The 22,001-nt window shown below is 65.2% G+C and carries 22 protein-coding genes and 3 pseudogenes; 7 read left to right on the top strand and 18 right to left on the bottom strand.

Annotated elements, in window-relative coordinates:
• Nucleotides 1-4 precede the first annotated feature (4 nt).
• From OG780_RS12485 to OG780_RS12475, 3 genes are all read right to left on the bottom strand, one after another.
• The gene (locus tag OG780_RS12485) at nt 5-1,348 is read right to left on the bottom strand and encodes an FtsK/SpoIIIE domain-containing protein (protein ID WP_328458082.1); all 1,344 of its coding nucleotides are present in this window, start codon (nt 1,346-1,348) and stop codon (nt 5-7) included.
• Between the two features lie 14 nt (nt 1,349-1,362).
• Nucleotides 1,363-1,719 (bottom strand): SCO3933 family regulatory protein, encoded by a 357-nt coding sequence (locus OG780_RS12480; RefSeq protein WP_328447596.1) that lies wholly within the window; start codon nt 1,717-1,719, stop codon nt 1,363-1,365.
• Between the two features lie 137 nt (nt 1,720-1,856).
• On the bottom strand, nt 1,857-2,636 hold the full coding sequence (locus OG780_RS12475) for a GntR family transcriptional regulator (RefSeq protein WP_328447594.1): 780 nt from the start codon (nt 2,634-2,636) through the stop codon (nt 1,857-1,859).
• A gap of 18 nt (nt 2,637-2,654) precedes the next feature.
• On the opposite strand from OG780_RS12475, the gene OG780_RS12470 reads away from it, so the two are divergent.
• Nucleotides 2,655-3,122, top strand: a complete 468-nt coding sequence (locus OG780_RS12470) for an NUDIX hydrolase (protein WP_328447592.1) — start codon at nt 2,655-2,657, stop codon at nt 3,120-3,122.
• Nucleotides 3,119-3,349: a hypothetical protein gene (locus OG780_RS12465; RefSeq protein WP_328447590.1), complete on the top strand. Its 231-nt coding sequence runs from the start codon at nt 3,119-3,121 to the stop codon at nt 3,347-3,349. The genes OG780_RS12470 and OG780_RS12465 overlap by 4 nt, the downstream gene beginning before the upstream one ends.
• 280 nt (nt 3,350-3,629) lie before the next feature.
• Here the strand turns inward: OG780_RS12465 and OG780_RS12460 are convergent, their stop codons facing one another.
• From OG780_RS12460 to OG780_RS12395, 14 genes and pseudogenes are all read right to left on the bottom strand, one after another.
• Nucleotides 3,630-4,196: a hypothetical protein gene (locus tag OG780_RS12460; protein WP_328447588.1), complete on the bottom strand. Its 567-nt coding sequence runs from the start codon at nt 4,194-4,196 to the stop codon at nt 3,630-3,632.
• Nucleotides 4,197-4,243: 47 nt separating this feature from the next.
• Nucleotides 4,244-5,221: a hypothetical protein gene (locus tag OG780_RS12455; protein ID WP_328447586.1), complete on the bottom strand. Its 978-nt coding sequence runs from the start codon at nt 5,219-5,221 to the stop codon at nt 4,244-4,246.
• Nucleotides 5,218-6,309, bottom strand: coding sequence for a nucleoid-associated protein (locus OG780_RS12450; RefSeq protein ID WP_328458080.1), 1,092 nt, complete (start codon nt 6,307-6,309; stop codon nt 5,218-5,220). The genes OG780_RS12455 and OG780_RS12450 overlap by 4 nt, the downstream gene beginning before the upstream one ends.
• 313 nt (nt 6,310-6,622) lie before the next feature.
• A complete protein-coding gene (locus OG780_RS12445; protein ID WP_328447584.1) occupies nt 6,623-7,888 on the bottom strand; it encodes a RelA/SpoT domain-containing protein in 1,266 nt (421 codons plus the stop codon).
• 484 nt (nt 7,889-8,372) lie between these two features.
• Nucleotides 8,373-9,195, bottom strand: a pseudogene (locus OG780_RS12440) (IS5 family transposase).
• 83 nt (nt 9,196-9,278) lie between these two features.
• Nucleotides 9,279-9,920: a hypothetical protein gene (locus tag OG780_RS12435; protein ID WP_328447582.1), complete on the bottom strand. Its 642-nt coding sequence runs from the start codon at nt 9,918-9,920 to the stop codon at nt 9,279-9,281.
• Nucleotides 9,921-9,981: 61 nt separating this feature from the next.
• On the bottom strand, nt 9,982-10,425 hold the full coding sequence (locus OG780_RS12430; protein WP_328447580.1) for a hypothetical protein: 444 nt from the start codon (nt 10,423-10,425) through the stop codon (nt 9,982-9,984).
• A 1,169-nt stretch (nt 10,426-11,594) separates the two neighbouring features.
• Nucleotides 11,595-11,747, bottom strand: a pseudogene (locus OG780_RS44635) (translation initiation factor IF-2 N-terminal domain-containing protein); the annotation flags it as partial.
• A 126-nt stretch (nt 11,748-11,873) separates the two neighbouring features.
• Nucleotides 11,874-12,204 (bottom strand): annotated as a pseudogene (locus OG780_RS12420) (transposase); the annotation flags it as partial.
• 559 nt (nt 12,205-12,763) lie between these two features.
• Nucleotides 12,764-13,066: a hypothetical protein gene (locus OG780_RS12415; protein WP_328447576.1), complete on the bottom strand. Its 303-nt coding sequence runs from the start codon at nt 13,064-13,066 to the stop codon at nt 12,764-12,766.
• Nucleotides 13,063-13,806: a GntR family transcriptional regulator gene (locus tag OG780_RS12410; RefSeq protein ID WP_328447574.1), complete on the bottom strand. Its 744-nt coding sequence runs from the start codon at nt 13,804-13,806 to the stop codon at nt 13,063-13,065. Before OG780_RS12410 ends, OG780_RS12415 begins: the two co-directional genes overlap by 4 nt.
• Nucleotides 13,803-14,027 carry a hypothetical protein gene (locus OG780_RS12405; protein WP_328447572.1) on the bottom strand — a complete coding sequence of 75 codons (225 nt, stop codon included), beginning with the start codon at nt 14,025-14,027 and terminating at the stop codon, nt 13,803-13,805. Before OG780_RS12405 ends, OG780_RS12410 begins: the two co-directional genes overlap by 4 nt.
• A 217-nt stretch (nt 14,028-14,244) precedes the next feature.
• Entirely contained in the window at nt 14,245-14,427 is a 183-nt protein-coding gene (locus OG780_RS12400) for a hypothetical protein (RefSeq protein WP_328447570.1), read from the bottom strand.
• Between the two features lie 135 nt (nt 14,428-14,562).
• Nucleotides 14,563-14,841, bottom strand: coding sequence for a hypothetical protein (locus tag OG780_RS12395; protein ID WP_328447568.1), 279 nt, complete (start codon nt 14,839-14,841; stop codon nt 14,563-14,565).
• A 78-nt stretch (nt 14,842-14,919) separates the two neighbouring features.
• On the opposite strand from OG780_RS12395, the gene OG780_RS12390 reads away from it, so the two are divergent.
• The 5 genes from OG780_RS12390 to OG780_RS12370 all read left to right on the top strand — a co-directional run bounded on the left by OG780_RS12390 (nt 14,920) and on the right by OG780_RS12370 (nt 21,200).
• The gene (locus tag OG780_RS12390; RefSeq protein ID WP_328447566.1) at nt 14,920-15,675 is read left to right on the top strand and encodes a GntR family transcriptional regulator; all 756 of its coding nucleotides are present in this window, start codon (nt 14,920-14,922) and stop codon (nt 15,673-15,675) included.
• A gap of 223 nt (nt 15,676-15,898) precedes the next feature.
• Nucleotides 15,899-17,005 (top strand): 23S rRNA (adenine(2503)-C(2))-methyltransferase RlmN, encoded by a 1,107-nt coding sequence (gene rlmN / locus OG780_RS12385; RefSeq protein ID WP_328447564.1) that lies wholly within the window; start codon nt 15,899-15,901, stop codon nt 17,003-17,005.
• Nucleotides 17,006-17,319: 314 nt separating this feature from the next.
• Entirely contained in the window at nt 17,320-18,378 is a 1,059-nt protein-coding gene (locus OG780_RS12380; protein ID WP_328458078.1) for a thiamine ABC transporter substrate-binding protein, read from the top strand.
• Nucleotides 18,379-18,542: 164 nt separating this feature from the next.
• Nucleotides 18,543-20,141 carry an ABC transporter permease gene (locus OG780_RS12375; RefSeq protein ID WP_328458076.1) on the top strand — a complete coding sequence of 533 codons (1,599 nt, stop codon included), beginning with the start codon at nt 18,543-18,545 and terminating at the stop codon, nt 20,139-20,141.
• On the top strand, nt 20,142-21,200 hold the full coding sequence (locus OG780_RS12370) for an ABC transporter ATP-binding protein (protein ID WP_328447562.1): 1,059 nt from the start codon (nt 20,142-20,144) through the stop codon (nt 21,198-21,200). It begins immediately after the preceding gene.
• A 72-nt stretch (nt 21,201-21,272) separates the two neighbouring features.
• Here the strand turns inward: OG780_RS12370 and OG780_RS12365 are convergent, their stop codons facing one another.
• The gene (locus tag OG780_RS12365) at nt 21,273-21,932 is read right to left on the bottom strand and encodes an LAETG motif-containing sortase-dependent surface protein (RefSeq protein WP_443062151.1); all 660 of its coding nucleotides are present in this window, start codon (nt 21,930-21,932) and stop codon (nt 21,273-21,275) included.
• Nucleotides 21,933-22,001: the final 69 nt, after the last annotated feature.

The following is a 22,001-nucleotide window of genomic DNA, read 5'->3' as shown; positions in this document are numbered from 1 at the left end:
CGGGTCAGACGGTGACCGAGGACGCCTTGACCAGCGGCACGGCCTCTGCGGCGGTGCTGGGGAGAACGGGCCGGAACGGGGCCAGCTCGGGCAAGTCCGGAGTCCGGTCGGCGTGCCGGTTGCAGATGTTCACGGCCTGGCGGAGCGAGGTGTGCGGGGCGCGGATGCGGTGCCACCCGCCGGAGGAGTCACCCGCGATGGCGATGCCCCGTGTCTCGGCAGGGATCTGGATCGCGGCGAGGACGGCGTCCGGGGAGATGTCGCCGAAGGCCATGTTGGCCGAGGTCTCGTCGTTGACGCGATGGGCCGTACGGCCGGTGAGCTGGGCGCGAAGCATGGTGATGCCCTTGCCGAGTTCGGAGCCGAAGCGCTGCCCGCAGATCTCCAGGTAGATGCCGGCCGCACGGCCGAGCTGGGCGAGGCGGACCAGGGCGGTGATGATGCGGTCCCGGCGCTTCTCCTCATCCTTGCTTGCGTACAGGGCGAGTTCGGCGACCTCGTCGACCAGGACCACGACCGGGACCGGGCGTAGGTCGTCGGGCAGGTCCCAGATGTCGGCGGCGATCTCCGCGTCCGGCACGTCGGAGGTGATCCGCTGCTGGGACCGGATGAGCTGATAGACGTGCCCCATCCGGGACACGAGCGCTTCGAGGACTTCCGCGGCGGTGTCGGGATCGTCGGCCAGCGCGGAGAACCGGCGGGCCAGCGGGAACAGTTCGACCCCTTGCTTGCAGTCGATGCCGACGAGGGCGACGTCCATCGGGGCGAGCCCCGTAACCAGGTTGCGCTGGTAGACGGACTTGCCGGACTCCGTGGCACCGAGGGTGAGAGCGTGGGGCACTGCTCGGTAGTCGCGGTAGTGCACCGAGCCGTCCTCCCGCAGGGCGACCGGTACCCGCATCGGCCGGTGGTCGGTCTCGGCCGGCATCTGCACCCGCTTGAGCACGTCGTAGCCGGTCATCCGCACCTCTACGACGCCGGAGCGCAGCTCACGCGAGGTGACGCCGTACATCGAGAACGAGTGCCGGAGCCGGTCCGAGGCGGCGGCGACGTCGAACGCGTCCTGCCCGGGGCGGAGCTTGAGTCTCAGAATCAGGCCGGTACGAGTGGGCCGCAGCCGCAGGATGCGCGGCGGACGCGGATCCGGCATCGGCCGGTTGGCGGCACGGGCCAGGGCGAGCCGCCAGCGCGAGGGCGGGACGGTCAGCCCGCACGCGTCCATGACCGAGCGGTAGCGGACCAGGACCCGTAACACGGCCAGAGTGACCCCGAAGGTCAACCAGTACCAGGCGGGACGCCGCCACCGCAGGAGACCCACGGCGGCGACGACCAGCACCAGAACGACCATGAAGACGGCCACGATCAGGCCGCCTTGGACCCTGCGGCAGCACCGACGAGCGAGGTGACCGCGACCGCGCGGAACGCGATTCCGTGCCGCCTCTGGCCGTTGAAGTCGTTTTCCCAGGGGCGGGCGATCAGGCCCGTGAGCGCGACCGGCGTGCCCATGGCCAGCTCGCCGGAGATGCCCGGCTCCGGAACGGTGATGGACAGGATCTCCACTTCCTCGTTCGCCGCGAACATCACGTCCACGGTCATCAGCCTCGCCCCGGTCTCCGTGTCGGTGGCGACTTCACCGGTACGGCGGTCACGCACCTTGACCTGCGGGGACTTGGCGACCATCACGACCGCGCCGGAGGTGTCGACGGGAATCTGACGCACAGAGCTCACTCCTCTATAGATGCTGGACTTCGTCACTCATGTATAGGAGTGACATGAAGAAGAGTGCCTCACTCCTATACATGAGTCAACCCGCCACGAAAAGAACTCGTGGCGGGTTGCGGGATGCTGAGCGGGCGTCAGTCCTCGGCGGGGATCCGGTACTCGAAAACGAACTGGTCAGCGGCCATGAGGGTGTCGCACACCTCGACCACGAGCCCTGCGGTCGTGCGAGCCTCCCGGATCAGGTGGACCACGGGTGCACCCGGGCTCAGCGCCAGCTCCGAAGCCTCCGCCTTGGAGGCCGGCCGCGCTTGCATCGTCTCGACGAACTCGGCGAACTCATGGCCGTGGTCTTCGAGCCGGGCGTAAATACCGCCGCCGCCGGGATTCTCGGCGAACAGCTCGGGGATATCCTTCACGACGTCCCAGGGCAGGTAGGACGTGGCGGTCTCGACCGGCGTGCCGTTGCGGAAGTAGAGACGCCGGCGGGCAAGCACCTGCGTGCCGACGGGGACGCCCAGACGTCCGGCGGCATCCTCCGGCGCCTCCAGGGGGCCGACGTAAAGGACGCTGACCTTGGCGGTGGCCCCGGACTGCGAGGACTCCGCGAGGTAGGCCGCCTGCCCTCCCCGCCGCAGCGAACGCCGGAAGCGATCGGAGGAACGGTGCCGCACCGGAGGCCGGTCCTTCACGATCGAACCCTTGCCGTGCCGGGTCTCGACCAGCCCACTCGCCCGCACCTCGACCATGGCTTTACGGATCGTCCCGCCAGCGACGCCATAGCGCTCCACCAGCTCCGATTCACTGGGCACCATGTCGCCGGGCTTCAGAACCCCCGCCCGGATCTGCCGCACGATCTCGTCCGCGATCTGTACGTACCGAGGCCCGGAACCGGCCCCTCCCGCCGCAGTTCCCATAGTCCTTCCCTGCCTCCTATGCTCCTCTACATGAGTCAACCACAGGAAGCGGCACCCTCCCCCCTGCACTCCGTGTCCGTAGCCGGAGTAGTGGTGCGCGAGGACGGCCGCCTCCTGGCGATCCGCCGAGCCGACAACGGCACCTGGGAGCTCCCGGGCGGCATCCTCGAACTCGACGAGACCCCGGAAGCCGGCGTCGCCCGCGAGGTCCTGGAGGAGACCGGCATCCACGTCGAGGTCGACGAACTCACCGGCGTCTACAAGAACATGACCCGCGGAGTCGTGGCCCTGGTCTTCCGCTGCAAGCCCTCGGGCGGCACCGAACGCACGTCGGGCGAGTCCACGGCGGTCTCGTGGCTCACTGCCGAAGAGGTCAGCGAGCGCATGTCCGAGGCATTCGCGGTGAGGCTCTTGGACGCCCTGGATGGCAACGGGCCCCACGTACGAAGCCACGACGGACAGCGTCTCCTCGACGGCAACGCATGAAGTCCACACTGCTGGTGGAGAACGCAGGCGACACGGACGTCTGCCTGTTCATCGAGCCATACGGCGAAGACTTCTGGATGAAGCCCGGGGATGCCTTCAAGGTCGTGCCGCTGAGCGACGACAACGTGCAGTTCTCCGCGAAGGACCTGTTCACGGTCTGGCCTCTACCAGGACGGCGACCCCTACAACGTGTTGCTCGACTACGAGGCGACAGGGACCAACGGTGAGAAGCTCGCATGCGGTCACCAGCGACCGGCCGACTCCGATGGCAGCCGAACCTCAGGAGCCTGAGCCCACCAGGCGCGATTGCCTCACCTGCACCTCAGCGGGATAAGACTTTCTCTACTTCATCAAGGCGGCGCGCTCCGCTCCCCGCGTGCGGCCCGGCCCCCGGCCGGGCCTGCGCTCCTGTCTCCGCCCCGCTCCAGCCCGGCCGGCGCCCGTGCCGCACGCACAGCAATCAGCTGCTAGGGGTACATAGTGGCTGGGACTGTCGTCTCCGCAGTTCTAGGCAGTCACGTTACCGCCCTGACTCGGCACCGCTGCTGCGGCGTGCGAGGCCTGCTGCGCAAGCTTCTTGTAGCCAGTTGCGGTGATACTCCGCCAACACAGATAAAACCCTGCGGCACACAGCCCGCCGAGCACGATCACTGCAATGAAGAGACTCCATCGATCATGGATTGGAAAGCGCCAAATAAGCAACGAGGAGGCAAGAACCAGCAGCAGGCAGTCTAGAAGCCATCCCCGGCAAATCCGCATGCGCGACCGCGCATAGTCTGACATTGCCACCAAGTGTGGGAAATCAAGAATAGCCCGGCGGGCTTCATCATAAGCAGAATTGGTCGAAAAGTAGCGCTGCCGCAACCGTCGCCTCGGAGAGGTGAGTAAATGATCCGCAGCACGATCAAAAACGATACCTAAGGCGTACGCGGCGGATAGAGCCACACCAGAAGCGGATGTAGAAGAAAGAACCGTAGCAATTTTGTGCATATTGTCATAGCCGGCGATAGCAGCGATGCAGCCAAAGACGCCGGCAAGTGCCCCAATGCCGATTACGAGCACTTCTACAAACATGGCAGTAGCCGCGACAACGCCTGACGTTTCAGGCTTACTAAGCTGACTCACAGAGACACACCCCAGGCATCAGCCATGTCATTGAGCATCGACTCCGGCAGTTCATCGACCCAACGTCCCTGCAATAGCATTTTTGAGCTAGACAGGCGTTCAAAAATGATTAAGCTCTCTGGCTGGCTAGCGAGTATGTAACGTCCGTGACGTAAGAAGTGATCACTCTCAGACCCGTAGTCCTTATAAGCCCGTTCCAAGTCTTCTCGCCGCTCATCGATAAATTTCGCGAGCCGTTCCGGGTAGACGGCAGGATCAGGGATAGCTTTCACCAGTACGTCGACTACCTCTTCAGATAGGTCTCGCCGAGGCCTGTGCTCCGTGAACGTGCGAAAGAGATGCTCGACCTCGTCTAAGAGGCGGTTACTCTGGGCAACATCGGGGTAATGTGTCATGGCTTCGACCCCCCGTCGGACCTCAAGATCGTAAAGCTCGATCAGAGCAATCAAACGGTACAGCGAGCGTCTGACATTGGATGGTACGGCCGACGCCTCAGCCTTGTACATGAGCTTGTGCGACATCCTTGCCCACAAGTCCATGGCCTCGGTCCGGATCTGGATCTCGCACTCGTATGGCTTGCCATCGTCACTCGCTTGGTCGCCCGACGCGATCACCTGAACGTGTAGCCGCGAGTATTGAAGACGATCTTCCGCGCCAACGATGAGGCGATCATCCTCCGGTTCGCCAACTACGTTGAGTGACTCCTGTATCAGGTCCAGCATGGGATCTAGCAGGCCCTCGTGCTGCACCACCACCCGCACGCCAGCCTTGTCCGTAACCTGCGTCCATGGATCGGCGTAGTCCTTGTGCTGCACCTTGGTTACGAAGCTACCCAGATCTTTAGCCCGGCAAGAGACCTCGCAATTGATCCTTTTTCGTGCCGCTCGTCGCCGTAAGTGAGCCGCCGTCAGCTTGGCTGCAGTTTCGATGCGAGGAAGTTCGCGCCGGTACCGAGCAAGGACTTCATCAATCAAGATATCTCACCCAGTGCAGGGGGGTCCTCATCGGGAATACCCTGGCCGACTGCTTGATCACTACTCGCTATCCGAGTCCGTCGTCGCCCTCCCGGAGGTGCGTACGCAGTTGCAGTCGTCACAGTGCCGGTGATGGTAACGCTAGTGATGCCATCACCTTGATCCTCAAGCAAGATGAGATCGTCATCGCCCTTGGCATCACCTACTGGTGCCACAATAAATGCGCCACTGGCGAAACCGACACGCATATTTCTCATGCGAGCTTCAAGGTGATCTGTGTCCTTATCAAAGGTCCGGCAAGGAACCTCAGAGGCTTGCAAATGCTCAATAAATGCGTCTCTGTGTGCAACCTCTAGGTGCTGTTGTGCAAAAGTGATCGGATTGAGAAAACGTGTGGGGCTTTGCAGTTCGGCCAGCGTGGCCATGACATAGTTGATACGGGTATCCGGATCCGCGATATAAGAGTTGATCCACTCGATTGCTGCATCGTGGAAGCGCCGGGTTACTTCGCGCGGTTCACTTTTCTGCTCGCAGCCCAGGAAACGCTCGAGGAAAAATACCGCCATTTTTCCAGAAAGTTGACGGTCCGCCGCCCAACCTTCGATCCTTTCCTCGCCGATCCCGTCCTCAGCGAAAAGCGCCACCTTATGGATTTTCGATTTCTCCGTAAGTAGCAGATCTGCGAGGTACTTCACATCAAAGGTGCGCAAGCCGTTGACGACTGTTTCCGTAGCCCGCATCCCCGTTTCCTGTTCGAGCTTGACGATCAGTAGAGCTTTTTGATCGCCTAATCGAGCATCCGCTACGAAAAGCAGGCCGGCAGAATTTACGCCCGACTGGCTGCTTCGTAGAAGGTGAACCATATCTACGGAAACATCGACAAGGTTCGTCTCTCCGGTTAGGAACGCGTAAACGTAGTCGGGAAGCGATGACTTCGAATCCGGATTTTCGACGATCTCTCGCCCGCTGTGGGCTAGAACCCCTCTTAGGCGCGCTTGGAGCGCGGTACGCACGTCGTGGTTCAAGCTGCATGGAGCTTGACTCAATGGGATCGGCTCATCGGGATCAGACCGTCTGCGCTGTGGCACAACGTGCACGATCACCTGTTCGATGCCGAGGTCCCCGAAGTCTGTCCGCAACGCTTCCCACCCGTGGTTCGCTCTTGGCCTACTGGCCGGCCCTAAACATCCCCCGCACGCAGTGTCGCTGCGGCATGGGCCCGCCCCCGATAGTCCGACGGTGTACGTACACGCATGGTGACACACCGCGACAAGGATGGGGAGAGCACGGAACAACGTTGCCTAAGCCAGGGTCCGTCAGTGGCCAGCTCGGCCGTCCGGTTCAAGCCAGAGCAGAAAATCGAACATATTCTCTACATCGATCGTTGCGCAGCGTCGCCCTTCAAGGGGCACTGCTGGGACCCTCGTCATTGAGAAGCGCAATGATTTGCTGGATCCGTTTTGTGGCATCGCCAAAGGCAGCTACGGAAAAGTCACGCCTTAGATGTACGACGTCGTTCCTCATGGAACGAAGAAGGTCAATCTCCTCTCCGATCCCGGGCGGCATGTCCAGAAGCTTAAGCAGATGGATCACGGGTGCGGTGGATCGGCGGGATACCCCGGCACGTTGAGCCAATTCATTGAGTACAGTTTCGAGAGCAACCCAATTGCGCAGGAATTGCATCATCGCACTCCCCGTATCACGCTCAGGGCCGGAAACTTCCACATGCCCCGAATGAGAAGTGCTGCGAATATCGTCGTAGATGGCGTAGCGCGATGAATCCTCGGCAAGCAGCGCATCTACCACTTGCTCCGCCAAGGGTCGTTCCTCCACTGCGCCATGTAGGGATTCCAGGTAATTCTCCAGTTCCTCAGGGGTGGCCTTATTGAGTCGCTTAAGCAGAGAGAAAAGATCGTCGACCTTTCCGAGCCCCGAGTCGCCGATAGGCTCTGCAAGAGACTCACGGGCGCGCCGCAGTAGATGCGCGGCGAGCTCATAGTGATTCAAGAACTTGGCACCATTACGCTCTACGCGAGCCTCGCCGGCATCCTGAAGAAGCTTGAGGGAAATTTCCCCCGCGATCACTAGCCCGTTCAGTTGGTCCAGGATCGCGTGCTCCTCTCCTGAGAGATCGCCTGCCATTTGCTTATAGGCGAGATCGTGCTGTACCTCTGACCAGGCATGCATAAGCACTGATGCCACTTGGATTTCTACTCGCGCCTTCAGGTACCTCTTGTCCGCCTCGCCAATGAACCGTTCCCTAGGCTGTACACGATAGTGCACCGCTGAATAACCGGAAAATCTTCGGTTCGGTGCAGTTTCCTCGGCGCCGGGAAAGACCCGCTTCGTGTCCCACTGATCAAAAAGACGGGTGATTGCCTTGTCTACTTGCTCCTGTTCCTTCGGGAAGTAAAGGGCAACTCTAACGCCCGCTAGGTCGACAATATCCTCAAAGATATGCTCTACTGATTCGTATTCATTCTGGGCATCGCGCTGCGCGCATTTGTCTTTGAGGCGCTCAACGTCTTTTGCTCGATGACTCACGATGCAACGAATGCCTGAAGAACGGAGATCGCTTTCGAGCGCTTGCGCAACTAGGCGTGCAGCCCTACTGTAAAAGTCATACTCTTTTGTGTATCGATCGATGAATTGTTCGATGTGATTCATTTTTCCCCACCCATGTCGCTACACGGTCCATGCCAGAATGCCGTAGCTGGGTTTTAACGCGCAACCACATCTCGGAGGCCGACCGTGCGATTCGGACCATGGCCGCAGGTAGGGTTCGGCTCCAGCCCGTCACGTGCGCACCGCTACAGCGCCGGATGAGGCAGGGGAACCGGAGGGCCACGGTGAAAGCACCCCAGCTCGAGGAAGTCGGAGCCATGCCTACCCTTGGTCGGCGCACCCGCAGTCGGGGCGGGCTGTCGTCGGCTGAGGTTCGTGCCACTACCGTGCCAGATGCAGGGATCCGCCACCGTGCCCTCAGGCGCCGAGGTCGAAGTCCCGATCATGGACGACCTCGCCGCGTTCATGGGCAACTTTGTCCTGGATACCGATCGGGCGTGGGAGCTGGTGCACGCCTTCACGCAGACGTGGGCGGCCGGCCCTCTGGGTGAGTGGTGTGAGTTGTAGCCAAAAGCTCGTGACGCGATCACGACCGGTGCTTCTTCAGTCGCCTCCAGCAGATGAGGCCGCAGGCCAATGAGACGAAGGCCTCGTGTAGTTCGGTTCGGCGTTCCCAGCGGACGGCGAGGCGTTTGAACTGGTGGAGCAGGGCGAAGGTCTGCTCGACGACGTAGCGGAGCTTGCCCAGGCCCTTGATGTTCGGGGCGCCCTTGCGGGAGATGACCGGCAGGATCCGGCGCCTGCGCAGCTCATCGCGGTTCGGGTTGGAGTCGTATCCCTTGTCGCCGAGCAGCGAATCGGGGCGGCGGCGTGGCCGGCCGGGACGCCCGGCCACCGGCGGGATGCCGTCACGGGACGCCCGGCCACCGGCGGGATGCCGTCGACTAGGGCGAGGGTCTGGGTGACGTCGTTGACGTTTGCCGCGGTGGTGATGACCTTGAGCGGGGTGCCGCGGCCGTCGCAGATCAAGTGGTGCTTGCTGCCCGTCTTCCGGCGGTCGACCGGTGACGGACCGGTGTCGGCTCCCCCTTTTTCGCACGGATGTGGGAGCCGTCCACACACGCCCTCGACCAGTCGAGTCCGCCGGCAGCATGCAACTCGGCAAGCAGAATGCGGTGCAGCCGGTCGAAGACCCCAGCATGCTGCCACCGTTCCAGACGCCTCCAGCAGGTCTGTCCGGAGCCGAACCCCTGCTCCAGGGGCAGTAGTTGCCAGGCTATGTCGTTGTGGAGCACGCACAGGATGCCCTGCAGACACAGCCGGTCCGCCACCGGCCGAGGTCCCGGTGATCGCTTTGGCCAGGGCGGCAGCAGCGGCTCGATCAGCGTCCACGAGTCGTCATCCACAATCCACGGGCGAGTACTCACACCCTCCCGAACGGCCGAATCGTCGTATCGGTCACGCCCGGCCAGGGCACCTCAACAAGATCGTGTTACGAGCTCTTGGTGTCTTTCTCCTTCGCCAGAGCCTCACCGTCGTTCTGGTTGCTCATTCTGTTCTGCTCCATGTCAGATATTCGCTGCCACTGTACCCGGCAATATCTGAGTTCTCGGATCGTGGCACAGACGACGATGGCAAGTGCCACCACTCCCCATGCCGTCGAAGCGAGCTCTATCGCCATTGAGCAGAATGAGAACAAGATGGCATTGAAGCCAACGTATATGGCAGCTTCGCGAAGAAGTAGGCCGAAGTGTCGGTCGCCTTCCCGGGCGAGGATTGGCCCAGCGATTAGGACGACAGCTCCAAGGAAGAGCAGCCCAACACTGACTCCCGAAAGTCGTGAAGCGGGTTCATCGGGTTTGTCCACGACGAATATGACTGACCATGCGGCGGCGGCGATGGTGCCTCCGAGCATGGAAGCATCAAGCTGATTATGGGCGAGCTCGTCGTAAAGCTCCCGGGCTTTCGCTTTGATTTCATCCGATTCTGTTCCCTGGGCAAGTTCAACCGTAGTTGCTCGTGCCGCCTCCAGCCAGCCGGCTGGGCTCATCGGAAAAATGGTGTAGTAGTAGATCAAGCCCATAGCGCGGAAGGCGACAATGGCGCTCATGCACGCCAGAACTACGTTTCTCATGCTGGCACACTGCGTGAATGCTGAGTAGACGCTCGGACACAGCAGCATGTCGGACCCCGGCTTATTTCGGTGGGCAGGGCCTTGGCCTCATGCAGATTCCGCCGTAAGTCTGATAGCCGTGCTCACGACACGGTCGAAGCGCGGCGGCAAAAGAGTCGATTTGATCTTTTAGTCCCATAACCGCGAAGGAGAAGCCCTCCGTAAAATCGAGCACCCTGTGCGGGCTCCCATGCATTACGGAGGCTTCAGTGAGTCGGCTGGTGAGGATGGCAAGCTGGGGGAGGAGCGGGACCGTCGAGGGGTGATCGTCCTTCGCCGTAACATACTCAATTATCCAACGTTGAAGCTTCGCTCCGTCTTCGAAGAGATCTTCTAGAGAGCTAGACTCTATTTCCTCTAGAGCTTCAAGGACTAGTGTGTATGCCTCAGCTACGTCGACCTCATCAGGCCTCGGCAAGTAGATCATCTGGATCACTCCGTGTGTGCCCAAGTCGCCGCCGAGCATGCGCACTTACCAGGCTAGATCACTCGGCGTGAGTGCGCATCCTGAGGCTTCCACAGGGCCGTAAGGGGAGCGTGCGATCGCTACGTCGCCCAATGTGTCTTTGGCGACGTAATGCAAGGAAGGCTGCGCCTGACAGCTTCGATATAACAAACTTCGCCCTAATAACGGGTCGAGCCCACAATACCTGACCATGCGGCTCAGTCCCTATCCCGGTATGGATCATATTCCCTCGCCTTCTGCTGCTCGTAGATCGCACGAGGCGTTTCCCCCATCAGGTGCTCCATGTCACTGGCGCCCCGATACGGCGGCGTGGGGGGCGACTGATATGAAGGAACCGGTCGTGGAGGTTTCCTCGACTCCTCGTAAAACGACTCCTCGCGTTGCCTCGACAAATCAGCCACCTCTCGCTTGAGGGCACCTACCTGTTTGCGGAGCCTGGCCACCCCCTCCTCGATGACAGTCGTTTTTTCCCTGAGCTTTCTGTCCAGGGAGGTCGTTCTACCCTGGACCTCCGCGAGGGTCGACGTCCTGCACTGGAGTTCTTGACGAAGAGCTGCTACATCCTCTTTTGCGGCGCGCCCGCCTACCGCATCACGAATTTCGATCACCCGGCTGGATAGATCGTTCGCCGTTGCCCGTTTCCCCACCTCGTGCCGAAGATTGGTCATCTCCTCACGCAGTGTTTGGGCATCGGTACGTAGGGCGGCCATTTCTGCGCGAGTCGCCAGCTCAGTTCGAAGCTGCACCATCTCTGTCGTGACCTCGGTGGACACGGCGGCCATTACAGCGCGAGTTGCTAGCTCGATTTCGTTTCGAAGCTGGTTCAGCTCCTCGCGAAGCTGGTAAATCTCCTCCGGAACCGTGGCAATGTCCGACGTCTCCTCCATATGACGCATAGAGGTGGCTGGCTCCGTCATTGCTGCTTGGTAGCGCCGATCCCGCTCGGCGAGGATCTTCTGCCGTTCTCGCTCGGAAGCGCTAATCTCCTCAGCGATGATCTCGGCCTGCTCATGGTCCGCAGCCAGGCGGGATCGCTCCCAGGCGCGAAATTCCTCGTCGGTGACTTCCTCCCACTCGTCATCTTCTTCTGTCTCCTCTGGACTACCTGACTCCGGCAGGCGGAGACGGGCTCTGAGCCGCTCCAAGGCGTCCTCAGAGGCTTCGCTGCCCCGGAACGCGTTGATCAACTTGCTGACAGTTGGCTCCTCAAGCGATGAGGAAGCAGAGCGGACAAAGACCCCAAGCTCTTGCAGCTTCGCCATAGCGGCCTGACTGTCTACACCCAAGTATTTGGCGAGCTCGTACACCCGAACCTTCGCCATTTTGACCACCTCCCCAGACGAGAGCACCTAGCTCCAGCTTGAACGGGTGGCCTCCTCGATGCATGCGCTGGGGCTCCGGCGTCCCCTCATTCAGGAGGCCGCGGTGACGGGCCTGGTTGATTGGCTCCGGCAGCGCCTGTCGACCGGTGCCCCAGCATCGACGAGTCGGTCGATCACCGGGTAGAGCCTTTTGGGCGGGCTTGTCCTCACCGAGAAACTTCGCCGCCTGGCGGACGATCCCCATCTCGGGCTCCAGCTCACGGATCCGCCGGCGAGCGGCCCGCAACTCAGCAAACTCGCTCGACGGCTTTCCCGGCCGCCGCTCGTTGTCGACGTTGTCCTGCTGCAACTTCGACAACGTGACGGGATGGATGCCGAGCCCGACCGCGGTCTGCTTGCCGGCACAGGCCAACGCGATGGCATACGCCCGGAACTCCGGAGGATAGGGACGAGGCATGACTGCCAGCCTTCCGTGAAGGGCTGTTCCTCAGCCACCAGAACTGGAACCCAAGACGTGGGGCAGGTCAAGATGTCACTCGATCGTGCAGCAGACCCTCGGGTGAGTGTCTAATTGCGTGAGAACGTCAGCGAACGACGCCAGCCGAGTCCGAACAACCACGGACCAGTAGCACAGCTGACAGGCTCACCAGGCCAAGGTTAGATACCCGCCCAAGTTGCTTCGGGACGAGGAAGTCGCCGCGCCAAAGCTTCGTCGCCACGCTTCTGCCGTCGCTGATTGCTCTGGTGGACGTCACCGGACTGCATGGCTGGGCACGGTGGGGGTGCAGCGAGGCATACGCGCGCCTGGTCGGGCGGCGCGCCCGCCGTCGTGGCTGACTTTCGGTGGTTGAGGTTCAGGCGGTCGCGAAAGGGTTCGTTTCTGCCTCGGTGTGCGATATGTCTGCACCGGGTCGGCACAGCGTGACGGGGAGGGGAGCCCGGGTTGGTCTTCGGGCCCCCCTCCCCGTGTAGAAGGGAGGAGCGTCATCGGCAAGCGCTGCTGTGCAGGCGCGTCTTCAGATGACGTGTGGTTCGTTCACCGCCAGTAGGTGACCGCGGCTGATCGCGACGCGGAGGACGTCTCGTAGAGCCCGGGTTAGTTCCTTCGCCAGCCGTTGCTTTACCTCCAGGTCCGCGTCCTGGTCGTCGAGCGTTTCGGAGACTCGCTCCAGCAGTTTGGCGGCCGTGCCGAGTTGGACCGCTTCGATGTTGTCCGCCAGGCGGGACATGAAGCCGTCTCGGTCGTCGGTGCTCAGGTAGCAGGGGTTTCCGCCGGGGCCCGACCATGGGAGGAGCCGCAGTTCGTCTTGTGCCGTCATCCTTGCGTCTGCCTCTCGTCGATCACGTGGTGGGTGGTGAAGACCGCGTCGATGCGGTCACCCGGGAAGGCCAGCAGCGCGGCTTCGACAACACGTCCAGTGGAGTCGGTCGCAGTGCGCGTGATGGCGAGGACCGGCACGGTGGAGCCGATCCGAAGGGCCGATGCTTCGTCCGGTGTCGCTGGACGGGCGCGCACCGTCTCCCGGACGGCGGTCGGCATAGGACCGAGAACGGCGAATCTTTTGACCTCTTCCCCGTGCGCAGATTCGTCGTCGAGCATTCCAGCCGGCACCAGGTCGGGCGGGATGTAGATGCGGGCCAGTCCGTGCGGTGACGCTTCTTCGAAGCTGAGGCACGAGAACTCGATGACGGGACTGCCCATGGGCGCGTTGAGCAAGGCTGTGAGATGTCCGTGCGCTTGAACCGTGGTGGTGCGAACGGTGACGCGCAGGGCCGCTTCGGCGGCGGTCCACGGGTCCAGGGTTCCCCAGCCGCCGACGTACATGATCTTGCGAAGGGGGCGGCGGACGAAGTTGCCCTTGCCATGGATCTTCTCGACTAGGCCTTCCCCTTGTAGTGCGGCGAGGGCGCTGCGCAGAGTCAGCGTGCTGACCTTGTACCGGTCGGCCAAGTCGGTTTCGGATGGGAGGCGTTCACCGGGCTGGATGCGGCCGGTCGTGATCTGGCGGCGGAGGTCGTTGGCGATGTCGTGATGGCGGGAGGGCACGGACCTGGTCACCGCCTTCTCAGCGACCGCACGGCGAGGAGCCGGGTGCGTGTGTGGATGGTCAGCAGCTCGCCCGACTCGAAGACCAGTTGCTTGGCCCCCTGGGGGAGCTGGAAGAGGTCTCTCACCCGGCAGGCCCGACCACCGAGTTGGATGACGTCGCCGCGCTGCACGGTGGCCGCGGTGACCTCGACACTGCCGACCAGCGCGCCGCCGGGAGCCCATGCGTTCATCGATCCACCTCCGGGGGAGGGGTTCGGTCGGCTGCCGGGTGGCACGGGCAGTCGCACGCTTCGTAGATCACGGGAAGGTCGACCGGGGCCGAGGTCGGGGAGGACTCCGCGCAGGCGGGGTGCGTGCCGATGCGACAGGCGGTCGAGCGGTAGGGAACGGCCGGGGCGTCCTCGATGCGGAGATGCTGGCGAGACGGCCTTGAGGACATCGAGGGCATCAGCGGACCCCCGCGAGAGCCGGCCATGCATGGATCGGCAGATGGGGAGCGACGACCACCGTGCGCGTGCGGACGGGCTTCTCCCAGGCCAGCACGTACGGGCGGACGAGTGCGACGTCTTCAGTCGCGAGCGGGTGGCAGCGGTCCCCGTCGCTGGAGCTCCTGCCCACGATGGCCGTCAACGCCTCAGCGGGGGCAGCAAAAGCGGTCGGTGCGTGGACGGTCTTTAAGGGGCGGCGGTGCCTGCCTTTTGTGGAGTGACGCGCCCTGGTGAGGGATACGGCGCGGCGGATACGGTTGAGCACGCTGGTCAGCTCCTATCGCTGATGGCCCGGTCCCCCGACATCGCCCGTCGTGGGGACCGTTCTGCGTACGACCGCCCAGAGGGTGCGGCCGTTCAAGCTGGTGGCGAGGAGCCCGAACCGATCGGCCTCGGCCACCACGTCCAGGACCTCCCGCCATGACTCGGCGGGGAGCCCGTCCGGCACCTCCGCTTCGACCGACGTGTGACGGCGGTGTTCCTCCACGCGCGTGGGAAGCCCGAGGGCGGACAGTCGGGCGGCGATGGCCGCCGCGCTAACTTCCGAAGCGGGCACAGGACAGCCTCCGTCACCAGCGATCACTTTCAGTGAAGCTAGTTAACTAGATTAGGGCTAGTGGACTAGATTTTCCATATGCCTGAGCAGCCGCCCTATCTCCGCATCGCCGACGAACTCCGGCGCCGGATCGCGGAGCACGTATGGGAGCCGGGTGACCGTCTGCCCTCTCGCACCCAGATCGGCCAGGAGTGCGGAGTGGGCGAGAACGTGGTCCGCCGGGCGCAGGAGCTGCTGATCTCTCAGGGGTTGCTGGAGGGGCGCGCGGGGTCGGGTACGTACGTCGCCGAGCCCCGCCAGCGGGTGCGGGTGGTCCGGTCGGCGGCGCGGGAGCGGCGCGACGGGTCGCCGTTCCGGGCCGACATGCGGGACATCGGCAGGGCGGGGGACTGGGAGAGCCGGACCGACGCCAAGGTGCCGGCGCCCGCCGACATTGCCACGCGGCTCGGGATCGCCGAAGGCGAGCTGTGCGTCCGGACTACGTACGAGTTCCTGGCGGACGGCAAGCCGGTGCAGCTCTCGACGAGCTGGGAGCCGTACGACCTCACCGCGGGCACTCTCGTCGTCCTCCCCGAGGGAGGCCCGCATGCCGGGGCCGGTGTCGTGAACCGAATGGCCGCGATCGGTGTCACCGTCAGCCACGCCGTGGAGCAGCCAGAGCCGCGGACGGCGACCGCCGAGGAGGCGTCGCTGCTCGGCATCCAGAAGGCCGCGCTGGTCACGCACATCCGGCGGACGTACTACAGCGACGACGGGCGGCCCGTTGAGACGGCGGACATCGTGGTGCCCGTCGCTCACTGCGAGATCGTCTACGAGATTCCGATCAATCGTTGATCGCCGGTGGGGGCGGGGCGTCGCGGGTGTTGATGCTCCCGTCTGTCCATGACGCTTCTCTGTCCGTGCTCGTGGCTGGTCAGGGGTCCCGTCCAAGATCATTCCTGGGCCGTCCCTGGGCCGTGCGAGGTCGACAGAAGCTGACAGAGACCACCCAGGGGTGACTGCACCCACCCCGCTCTGGCCTGGGCTAGTCGAGTTGATCTGCGACACTGGAAGGGTTATGCCTGCACCCGGAGAACTCACCTTTGTCGCGCCGCGCGGAGCCAAGAAGCCGCCGCGGCACCTTGCCGATCTCACGCCCGCCGAGCGCAAAGAGGTGGTTGCCGCGATCGGTGAGAAGCCGTTTCGTGCCAAGCAGCTCTCGCAGCACTACTTCGCCCGGTACGCGCACGACCCCGCCGAGTGGACGGACATCCCGGCCGCCTCGCGCGGCAAGCTCCAGGAAGCGCTGCTTCCCGAGCTGATGACGGTCGTGCGGCACCTGTCGACCGACCAGGAAACCACCCGCAAGACGCTGTGGCGGCTCTTCGACGGCACACTCGTCGAGTCGGTGCTGATGCGCTACCCGGACCGGGTGACCATGTGCATCAGCTCGCAGGCGGGCTGCGGGATGAACTGCCCGTTCTGCGCCACCGGGCAGGCCGGCCTCGACCGGAACCTGTCCACGGGCGAGATCGTGCACCAGATCGTCGACGGTATGCGGGCGCTGCGTGACGGCGAGATCCCCGGGGGTCCGGCGCGGCTGAGCAACATCGTCTTCATGGGGATGGGCGAGCCGCTCGCCAACTACAAGCGGGTGGTCGGAGCGATCCGGGCCCTGACCGACCCCGAGCCGGACGGCCTCGGGCTCTCGCAGCGCGGTATCACGGTCTCGACGGTCGGGCTCGTCCCCGCCATCAACCGGTTCGCGGACGAGGGCTTCAAGTGCCGGCTCGCGATCTCCCTGCACGCCCCGGACGACGAGCTGCGCGACACCCTCGTCCCCGTGAACACGCGGTGGCAGGTGCGCGAGGTGCTGGACGCCGGCTGGGGATACGCGGACCGGTCCGGACGGCGCCTGTCCATCGAGTACGCGCTGATCCGCGACATCAACGACCAGGCGTGGCGTGGGGACCGGCTCGGGCGGATGCTCAAGGGCAAGCCCGTACATGTCAACCTCATCCCGCTGAACCCGACCCCGGGCTCGAAGTGGACCGCGTCGCGGCCCGAGGACGAGAAGGCGTTCGTCGAGGCGATCGCGGCCCATGGCGTCACGGTCACCGTCCGGGACACCCGGGGGCAGGAGATCGACGGAGCGTGTGGCCAGCTCGCCGCGACCGAGCGGTAGTCTGAACCGAGTCGACCCGTACGGTCGTCCGACAGCACCATGGTCGGACAACCCCATCGTCCGGCATCTTCACCGTCCGACATCTTCATATTCCGACAGGGGAGCGCCACAGCGCTGAGAGTGCGGGACAGACCGCAGACCCTCTGAACCTTGCCCAGGTCATTCTGGGTAGGAAGTTCGGTCGTTACTCAAGCTGTTGCGCCCTGCCCGGGAACCGTCAGAGGTCCCGGGCAGGGCCGCGTCTCTTCCTGGTCACCCAGGAGGAATCAGTGAGCATCACCACCACCGTCAGCAGCGGCAGACGGTTCGCCGTCATGGCCGCCGGGCTCGGTCTCGTCGCGCTGCCCGTGCTGTCCGCGTGCGGCTCGTCCGGCGCCTCCGGCTCGGGCGATCCGAAGACGGTCACGCTCGTCAGCCACGACTCGTGGCTCGTGTCGAAGAGCGTGCTGGCGGACTTCGAGAAGCAGTCCGGCTACAAGGTCCGCGTCCTCAAGGACGGCGACGCCGGGCAGGCCGTGAACAAGGCCGTCCTGACCAAGGACAACCCCCAGGGCGACGTCTTCTTCGGCGTCGACAACACCCTGCTCTCCCGCGCGCTCGACAACGGGCTGTTCCAGCCGTACGAGGCCAAGGGCGCGGACCAGGTCCTGCCGGAGTACCGGACCGACCAGGACAAGCACCGGGTCACGCCCATCGACACGGGCGACATCTGCGTCAACTACGACAAGGCCTGGTTCAGCGAGCACAAGCTGGCGCCGCCGCGGTCCTTCGACGACCTGGTCAAGCCCGCGTACAAGAACCTCCTCGTCACCGAGAACGCCGCCACCTCCTCGCCCGGCCTCGGCTTCCTGCTCGGGTCCGCCGCGCACTACGGCGACAAGGGCTGGGAGGACTACTGGACGAAGCTCAAGGCCAACGGCGTGAAGGTCGTGGACGGCTGGGAGCAGGCGTACAACGAGGAGTTCTCGGGGTCCGCCGGCGGCAAGAAGGCCAAGGCCGACCGGCCGCTCGTCGTCTCGTACGCCTCCTCGCCGCCCGCCGAGGTCATCTACGCCGACCCGAAGCCCGCCACGGCCCCGACCGGAGTCGCGGACGGCACCTGCTTCCGGCAGGTGGAGTACGCGGGTCTGCTCAGCCATGCCAAGAACGCCAAGGGCGGCAAGGCGTTCCTGGACTTCCTGCTCACCAAGGAGTTCCAGGAGGACATGCCGCTCAACATGTTCGTCTACCCGGTCCGTGAGGGCGCGCGGGTGCCCGCGGAGTTCACCCGGTTCGGTCCGCAGGCCAAGGATCCCGAGATCCTGGCGCCCGCGAAGATCGCCGCCGACCGCGACCAGTGGGTCAAGTCGTGGACCTCACTCGTACTGAAGTAACGGACGAGGCCGGCAGGACCGACCCGGCCGGCAGGACCGACCCGGCCGGTGGGACCGGCGGGGTCGACGGGACCGGCCGGGTCGGCGACATCGGCCCCGAAGCCGTGGCCGAAGCCGCGGCCTCGCGCGGCGCGCGTCGGGGGAGCGCGGTGCGGTTCGGGCTGATGGTCCTGCCCGTCGCGTTCTTCGCGGTGTTCTTCGCCTGGCCGGTCGCCGCGATCGTCTCGCGCGGGCTCCACGGGGACGGCGGCTGGGAGCTCGGCCGGATCTGGGACGTGGCGACCCGTTCCGACATCCGGCACGTGCTGTGGTTCACCACCTGGCAGGCGCTCGCCTCGACGGCGCTCACGCTGCTGGTCGCGCTTCCCGGCGCGTATGTCTTCGCGCGCTTCGATTTCCGGGGAAAACAGATCCTCCGGGCCGTGGTGACGGTGCCCTTCGTACTGCCGACCGTGGTCGTCGGCACGGCGTTCCTCGCGCTGGTCGGCCGGGGAGGGCTGCTCGACGAGCTGTGGGGTGTACGCCTGGACACCACGGTGTGGGCGATCCTGCTGGCGCATGTCTTCTTCAACTACGCCGTCGTCGTACGGACCGTCGGCGGGCTCTGGTCGCAGCTCGACCCGCGTCAGGAGGACGCCGCGCGCATGCTCGGGGCCTCGCGTCTCGCGGCCTGGCGCAGGGTGACGCTGCCCGCGCTCGGGCCCGCCGTGGCCGCCGCCGCCCTCATGGTCTTCCTCTTCACCTTCACCTCGTTCGGTGTGGTGCAGATCCTCGGCGGACCCACCTTCTCCACCCTCGAGGTCGAGATCTACCGGCAGACCTCCGAGATCTTCGACCTCACGACGGCGGCGGTGCTCACGATCGTCCAGTTCGTGGCCGTCGGCGCGATCCTCGCCGTGCACGCGGCGACCGTACGCCGACGGGAGACCGCCCTGCGGCTGGTGGCGCCGGCGACGACCGCGCGCCGGCCGCGCGGTGCCGGGCAGTGGGCGCTCCTGGCGGGTGTGCTGGTGAGCATCGCGGTCCTGCTCGTGCTGCCGCTCGCCGTCCTCGTCCAGCGCTCCCTCGGCGCCCCGGGACTCGGCTACTACCGGGCCCTGACCGACGACGACGGAGGAGTCTTCCTCGTCGCCCCGATCGAGGCGGTCGGCAACTCGCTGGAGTACGCGCTCGCCGCCACCGCCATCGCCGTGCTGATCGGCGGTCTGGCCGCCGCCGCCCTCACCCGGCGCGCGGGCCGGCTGATGCGGGGCTTCGACGCGCTGCTGATGCTGCCGCTCGGCGTCTCCGCGGTGACCGTGGGCTTCGGGTTCCTGATCGCCTTGGACGAGCCGCCGCTCGACCTGCGCGCGAGCTGGATCCTCGTGCCGCTGGCGCAGGCGCTGGTGGGCGTCCCCTTCGTCGTACGGACGATGCTGCCCGTGCTGCGCGCGGTGGACGGACGGCTGCGGGAGGCCGCGGCCGTCCTCGGGGCGTCGCCGTGGCGGGTGTGGCGCGAGGTCGATCTGCCGATGGTGCGGCGGGCGCTGCTGATCGCGGCCGGGTTCGCCTTCGCCGTCTCCCTCGGCGAGTTCGGGGCGACCGTCTTCATCGCACGGCCCGACAACCCGACGCTGCCGGTCGCCGTCGCCCGGTTGCTCGGGCGCGCGGGAGATCTCAACTACGGCCAGGCGATGGCCCTTTCGACCATCCTGATGGTGGTGTGCGCGGTGGCGCTGCTGCTGTTGGAGCGGGTACGGACCGACCGGACCGGGGAGTTCTAGATGCTGCTGAGCCTCCAAGGCGCGACCGTACGCTTCGGCGGGCGGCCCGTGCTCGACGCCGTCGACCTCGACGTCGCCGAGCACGAGATCGTGTGCGTGCTCGGGCCGAGCGGCAGCGGAAAGTCCACACTGCTGCGGACGGTCGCCGGACTGCAGCCGCTGGACGCGGGCCGTGTGGTGCTGGACGGACACGATCAGGGAGGCGTCCCCGCGCACAAGCGGGGCGTCGGCCTGATGTTCCAGGACCATCAGCTCTTCCCGCAGCGGGACGTGGGCGGCAACGTGGCCTTCGGGCTGCGGATGCAGGGCACGTCGAGGAGCGGACAGGCCGCCCGGGTGAGGGAGCTGCTGGACCTCGTCGGGCTGCCCGGAGCCCGGGACCGCGCCGTCGCCTCGCTCTCCGGCGGTGAGCAGCAGCGCGTGGCGCTGGCCCGTGCCCTGGCACCCCGCCCCCGGCTGCTGATGCTCGACGAGCCGCTCGGCCAGCTGGACCGCTCGCTGCGCGAACGGCTCGTCGTCGAACTCCGCCAGCTCTTCGGCGAGTTGGGTACGACGGTGCTCGCCGTCACGCACGACCAGGGCGAGGCCTTCGCGCTCGCCGACCGGGTCGTGGTCATGCGCGACGGACGGATCGCCCAGTCCGGTACACCACTCGAGGTCTGGCAGCGGCCCGCGGACGCCTTCGTGGCCCGCTTCCTCGGCTTCGACAACGTGGTCGACGCGACCGTGAGCGCGAGTGCCGCCGACACCCCCTGGGGCAAGGTCCCGGTGCCCGAGGGCGCCCCCCAGGGGCCCGGAACCCTCCTCGTACGGCCCGCCGGTGTACGGCTCGTGGCCGTGGCGGACGGGCTGCGCTGCACGGTCGCCGCGCGGACCTTCCGGGGCACGCACGTCGCCGTACAGCTCCAGCCGGAGGGCGCGCCCCGGCTGGAGGCCGCGTGCGCGCTGCGGGACGCTCCGGAGCCCGGGGACGTGGTCGGGGTGGAGTTCGACGCCGCGGAGATCGTCGTCCTCGGGGCGCCGGCCCCCGCGAAGCGACCGTCGCGGCAGGCGGGTTGAGCGGGACGTCCGGACAGCCGTGTGGCCCGCCCCCTCGACGGGGGCGGGCCACACGGTCGTTCAGGAGGTGGTTCAGCTCGCCTTCGAGGCGCCACGGCGGCGCATGCCGAAGAAGACCGCTCCGCCACCGACGACGACGAGCGCGCCGGCGATACCGGCGATCATCGGGGTGTTGGAGTTCGCACCGGTCTCGGCGAGGTTGGACTCACCGGCGGCCGCGGACGGCTGGTTGTCGCCCGGGGTGGCCGGAGCGGCGCTGCTCTCCGAGTCGGACGGGCTGGCCGAGTCCGAGGGAGTGTCCGAGGAGGCGGACTCCGACGGCTCCGGGCTCGTCGACGGGGACGGCGACTCCGACTTCGTCGTGCAGGCCTCGTCCTTGGTCACCAGGTTCGGCGAGATGTCCTTGTCCACGATGTTCGGGACGCTCACGTGGATCCGGTACTCGGCCTTGGGCGCCCAGTCCTCCGAGAAGGAGATGGTGGCACCGTCCTTGCTGCCGGTGACCTTCTGGGCGGACCCGACCTGGTGGTCGTCGGCGCCGTTGCGCTCGAGGAAGACCGTGATCGTGGCTTCCTTGGCGGAGGCGTCGATGTCGGTCACGGTGATGATGCCCTTCCCGTTGCCGTCACAGGTGGCGGCCGCCGAGAAGTCCTTGATGTTGCAAGCGAGTGCGTTGCCGGCGACGCCGAGCGCGAGCGCGGCAGAGGCGGAGGCAACGCCGAGGATTCGCACGGAACGTGCGGTGCGTCGAGATATGGACACGATTGCCCTTCACAGATTGTGCAACTGCGGGGGGTGTGG

It is taken from the genome of Streptomyces sp. NBC_00386 (assembly GCF_036063235.1).
Lineage (GTDB): Bacteria > Actinomycetota > Actinomycetes > Streptomycetales > Streptomycetaceae > Streptomyces.
This window is presented reverse-complemented; position numbering and strand designations above follow the sequence as displayed.

Excerpts from the sequence above, each read along its gene's own strand:
- OG780_RS12485 (WP_328458082.1), bottom strand. The coding sequence starts at position 1,348 with ATGGTCGTTCTGGTGCTGGTCGTCGCCGCCGTGGGTCTCCTGCGGTGG.
- OG780_RS12475 (WP_328447594.1), bottom strand. The coding sequence starts at position 2,636 with ATGGGAACTGCGGCGGGAGGGGCCGGTTCCGGGCCTCGGTACGTACAG.
- OG780_RS12470 (WP_328447592.1), top strand. The coding sequence starts at position 2,655 with ATGCTCCTCTACATGAGTCAACCACAGGAAGCGGCACCCTCCCCCCTG.
- OG780_RS12465 (WP_328447590.1), top strand. The coding sequence starts at position 3,119 with ATGAAGTCCACACTGCTGGTGGAGAACGCAGGCGACACGGACGTCTGC.
- OG780_RS12460 (WP_328447588.1), bottom strand. The coding sequence starts at position 4,196 with ATGTTTGTAGAAGTGCTCGTAATCGGCATTGGGGCACTTGCCGGCGTC.
- OG780_RS12445 (WP_328447584.1), bottom strand. The coding sequence starts at position 7,888 with ATGAATCACATCGAACAATTCATCGATCGATACACAAAAGAGTATGAC.
- OG780_RS12435 (WP_328447582.1), bottom strand. The coding sequence starts at position 9,920 with ATGAGAAACGTAGTTCTGGCGTGCATGAGCGCCATTGTCGCCTTCCGC.
- OG780_RS12430 (WP_328447580.1), bottom strand. The coding sequence starts at position 10,425 with ATGCTCGGCGGCGACTTGGGCACACACGGAGTGATCCAGATGATCTAC.
- OG780_RS12415 (WP_328447576.1), bottom strand. The coding sequence starts at position 13,066 with ATGACGGCACAAGACGAACTGCGGCTCCTCCCATGGTCGGGCCCCGGC.
- OG780_RS12405 (WP_328447572.1), bottom strand. The coding sequence starts at position 14,027 with ATGAACGCATGGGCTCCCGGCGGCGCGCTGGTCGGCAGTGTCGAGGTC.
- OG780_RS12390 (WP_328447566.1), top strand. The coding sequence starts at position 14,920 with ATGCCTGAGCAGCCGCCCTATCTCCGCATCGCCGACGAACTCCGGCGC.
- rlmN (WP_328447564.1), top strand. The coding sequence starts at position 15,899 with ATGCCTGCACCCGGAGAACTCACCTTTGTCGCGCCGCGCGGAGCCAAG.
- OG780_RS12380 (WP_328458078.1), top strand. The coding sequence starts at position 17,320 with ATGGCCGCCGGGCTCGGTCTCGTCGCGCTGCCCGTGCTGTCCGCGTGC.
- OG780_RS12375 (WP_328458076.1), top strand. The coding sequence starts at position 18,543 with ATGGTCCTGCCCGTCGCGTTCTTCGCGGTGTTCTTCGCCTGGCCGGTC.
- OG780_RS12370 (WP_328447562.1), top strand. The coding sequence starts at position 20,142 with ATGCTGCTGAGCCTCCAAGGCGCGACCGTACGCTTCGGCGGGCGGCCC.